At 69.5% G+C, this 3,892-nt stretch carries 4 protein-coding genes; 2 read left to right on the top strand and 2 right to left on the bottom strand.

Features of this window, described 5'->3' with window-relative positions; all coding sequences use genetic code 11:
- The coding region (locus VGZ32_RS03015; protein WP_326884232.1) for a hemerythrin domain-containing protein at positions 1-719 on the top strand (719 nt) is incomplete at its 5' end.
- A gap of 177 nt (positions 720-896) precedes the next feature.
- On the opposite strand, the gene VGZ32_RS03010 is transcribed toward VGZ32_RS03015, so the two are convergent.
- Positions 897-2,459 (bottom strand): phospholipase D family protein, encoded by a 1,563-nt coding sequence (locus VGZ32_RS03010; RefSeq protein WP_326884231.1) that lies wholly within the window; start codon positions 2,457-2,459, stop codon positions 897-899.
- 193 nt (positions 2,460-2,652) lie between these two features.
- Here VGZ32_RS03010 and VGZ32_RS03005 point away from each other — a divergent pair, with 193 nt between their 5' ends.
- Positions 2,653-2,994, top strand: a complete 342-nt coding sequence (locus tag VGZ32_RS03005; RefSeq protein ID WP_326884230.1) for a plasmid stabilization protein — start codon at positions 2,653-2,655, stop codon at positions 2,992-2,994.
- Between the two features lie 229 nt (positions 2,995-3,223).
- On the opposite strand, the gene VGZ32_RS03000 is transcribed toward VGZ32_RS03005, so the two are convergent.
- On the bottom strand, positions 3,224-3,892 hold a 669-nt coding region (locus VGZ32_RS03000; protein ID WP_326884229.1), incomplete at its 5' end, for a SigB/SigF/SigG family RNA polymerase sigma factor.

Here is a 3,892-nt window from a genome sequence, read left to right as displayed (position 1 = left end):
ACGAGCTGACGCACGCGAGGCTCGGTGCGAAATGCGACCGGCTCGAAAAGGAGAAATGCGGCCGCGTCGGTTTGACCGGGCCCGGCCCGGTCACCCGAGGGGGCCGCATCTCGCGGCAGGAAAGCGAGGAGAGCATGAATCTGGCACAGAAGGAACGCGAGGCCGCCGCAGCGCTGCCGGTCGGCAGTGTCCTGGCAGTGCTGTACAACCAGCACGCCCGCATCCGCGATCTGTTTGAGCTTGTGCAGAGCGCGAACGGGCCGGGGCGGCAGACCGCCTTCGACCACCTGCGCGAACTGCTGGCCATCCACGAGGCCGGCGAGGAGATGGTCGTGCGGCCGGTCACGGCGAGGATCGCCGGGTCCGACGTGGCGGACGCGCGCAACCACGAGGAAGCCGAGGCCGCGCACGTGCTGGCCGAGCTGGAGAAGCTCGACGTCGGCAGCGCCGAGTTCGCGCGCAGGCTCACCGAGTTCGAGAAGGCCGTCTCCGACCACGCCGAGCACGAGGAGGCTGAGGAGTTCCCGCGCATCCTCGCCGAGGTCAGCGTGCTGGACCAGCAGAAGATGGGGGAGCGGCTGCTGGCGGCGCAGAAGATCGCGCCGACGCACCCGCATCCGGGAGCGGCGGGCTCGCCGATGGCGCAGGCCGTAGTCGGGCCGTTCGCCGCACTGCTCGACAAGGCCAAGGACACATACGCCGCGAGGAAACAGGACTGAGCCCGCGTCTCGCGGCGTTCTGATCGCGCCGAGACGGGGCATCCTCGCAATTCACTAGTAACGACCTGGCGCCGCCGCGCCCGCTTCTCTGCGGGCGCGGCGGCGGCGCATCGCGACCGCCGCGTCGCGTGGATGCGCGCGGCCTAAGGAGAATGCCTGGTCAACGCGCCCTGCCGGTCAGAATTGACGGCGGCGGCGCATGGGAGCGGGACGGCCGTCCGGGTCGTAGACGGCGCGGTACAGCGCGCTCGCCCACCCTCGTGTCCACGCAGATAGGTGCGGGGTGGGGTAGCTGCGCAGTCGGCCGGGCGGTCGTGGGCCGTGCCCCCCAGCGGTGTGCCAGTCGTCCAGGCGTGCCGCGCTTTGGGCGAAGGCGTCGTACATGGCAAGTGGCGGGCGTAGTTCCGCGTCGTCGCAGGAGTCCAGGTGTTCGCGGGCGAGGGTGACGCGCAGACGTGAAGCGAAGCCGTCCGACGCACACTGCCGTGAGGAGCCCGAATCTGTGTTGTCGAGTACCGCACAGGCCAGTTCGGAGTCGTGGGTCCAGGACCGGCGGTTGAGGTTGTCCGATCCGACGCAGGCCCAGACGTCGTCGATGATGCAGACCTTGGCGTGGACGTACACCGGCACACCGGCGTGGTTCTCCACGCTGTAGACGGCCACCCGGTCGCCGCCGGCATCGGAGAGCATGCGCAAGGCCTCGATCCGTCCGACCAGGTTCGGCGGCAGACTCAGCCGACCGTCCTGATCGGGATACCGCGGCAACACCGCTACAAGCCGCAGCCCCGGATTGTCGGCCAGAGCGCGGGCGAACGGCTCGGCGATATCGCGCGACCACAAGTACTGGTCCTCGAGATAGATCAGCTCACGTGCCTGGGACAGTGCCTTGAGATACCCACGGGCGATACTGCGCTCGCCCTGCGGGGCGAACGGATAGCCCGAGCCCATCCTGTCGGGATAGGTGCGCAACACCTGCACCGTTTGGTCTCCGCAGGTTGGCGGATCGGGCAGCTGGAGCGGTAGCGGCTGGGCGTGCGTGTCTTCGCGCTGGAGCCTGTCGCGCACACGGTACAGAGGGTTGCGCGTGACTGGAGTCGGATCGTCCCAGCGCTCGCGGAACACCGTTTCGAGGTCGCCGACCGCCGGGCCGCTGATCGCCAGCTGAACGTCGTGCCACGGCGGCCGCGATCCGTAGGACGCGGACATCGGCTGGCACTGCGGATCACCGGCGTGCTTCTCGTCGTCGTGGCGGCTATGGCACAGGTCGATGCCACCCGCGTACGCGATATCCAGTTCAGGACGCCCCGGATGGCGCAACACGACCAGTTTCTGGTGGTGCGAGCCGCCGAGGCGCACTCGCATGTCCAGCAGACATCGGCCGCCCGCCTCCTCCACCTCCTGCCCAAGGTGCCGGTTCTCCCGCTCGCTGAACTGGAACCGGTCCAGGTGGGAACGCCAGATCAGCCCGCGCACCAACACTCCTCGCCGTGCGGCGTCCGCCATCACACGCGACACCTCGGTGCCCGGCCCGTCCAACCGCTCGTCAGGATCGCCGCGCCAGTCGGTGAACAGCAGCAGATCGGCCGGTCCCAAGCGGCGGATCGCGGCGACCAGTTCGGCGAAGTACGCCGCGCCGTGGACGAGCGCCCGCACTTCGTTTCCGTCCGACCACGCCCTCACCAGCCGGGTGGCCGGATTGCCGCGCTCCGCCCGGTTGAGCAACCAGTCCTCGAAAACCACGCCCGCGTGTGCCCGGATCCGAGTCGTTCATGCCGGGCGGGTGCGGACCGGCCGCCGCACCAGGTGGCGCGGCCGCCGTCGTCGTGGCTGCTGTCCAGGTTATTCGTTTGAACCGCGTGATCCCGGGCACCCGCGCCACGTGCCCTCGCCGCCGTGAGAACACGAACTCGCACACCTGGAAGGAGTGCCGATCATGCCGCGCGGATCCAGTCCCAAGCGGGAACGCCAGTACGAGCACATCGAGAAGAGCGAGCGCGAGCGCGGTGCCAGTCCGAAGCGGGCCAAGGAGATCGCGGCCCGCACGGTGAACAAGGAGCGGGCGCGCACCGGCGAGGCCAAGACCGCGAGCAAGGAGTCGATCCGGGACATCTCCTCGGGCCGGCGCGGCGGACTGCGGTCGCACCAGGGGCCGGGCGGTCCGACATATCGCCAGCTCTATGCCGAGGCCCAGCGCCGCGGCGTGAAGGGGCGCTCCACGATGAACAAGACGCAGCTCGAGCGCGCCCTGTCGCGTGCGGGCAAGCGCGCCGACTGATCCCGACCGCCTGCCGACACCCGTGGGACCGACCACCAGCGCCAGCGCGGTCGGTCCCACGGGTGATGTGCGTTTGACTTCGCGTGATGCGCGTTTGACTTACCGCGCGGGGTACACGTGCGCTCGCAAGTGCCTGGTCCTCTTCCTACGCGGCGGCCCCGTCAACAGTTCGGCGGTGCTGATTTCGCAGCCTGGGCCTGTCCTGTAGGGCGCGGCTACCCGGTCGACCTCAGCCAAGTCCGGCGCGCAGCTCGCCGAGGATGCGGGTGAGCAGGCGGGAGATCTGCATCTGGGAGACGCCGAGCTGGTCGCCGATCTGGGTCTGGGTCATGCCGCGGAAGAAGCGCATCATCAAGATCCGCTTATCCCGTTCATCGAGCTTGGCCAGGAGGGGTTTGAGCGATTCACGGTCGACCACGGCGCCGAAGCGAACGTCCTCGCCGCCCATCAGCTCGCCGAGCGTCGCGCCGTCCGGCTCGTTTCCGGCCGGGCGGTCCAGTGAGGCGGCGGTGTACGCCGCGGCGGCTTCGAGCGCCTCGGTGACCTCCTCGGGATCCGCGTTGAGCCGTCCGGCGAGTTCGATGATGCTCGGCGATCGGCCGAGTTCCCGGGTGAGCTGCTCGGCCGCGCCGCGCAATGCCGTGGTCAGCTCCTGCATGCGCCGCGGCACGTGGACGTCCCAGGTCGCGTCGCGGAAGTACCGCCTGATCTCGCCGAGGATCACCGGGGTGGCGTAGCCGAGGAAGCCGGTGCCGTGGTCCGGGTCGAAGTTGTCCACCGCCTTGACCAACCCGAGGTAGGCGACCTGGACGAAGTCCTCGACCAGCTGTCCGCGCCCGCCGTACCGCGTCGCGATGTGGCGGGCGTAGGGCATGTGGTCCTCGATGACCTGGCCGCG

The organism is Actinocrinis sp. (assembly GCF_035938995.1).
Classification (GTDB): Bacteria; Actinomycetota; Actinomycetes; order Streptomycetales; family Catenulisporaceae; genus DASZGI01.
Note: the sequence above shows the minus strand (reverse complement) of the source record. Positions and strands in the feature narration are given on the sequence as shown.

What these genes read in the sequence shown, in the direction of transcription:
- VGZ32_RS03005 (WP_326884230.1), top strand. Translation starts at nt 2,653, where the DNA reads ATGCCGCGCGGATCCAGTCCCAAGCGGGAACGCCAGTACGAGCACATC.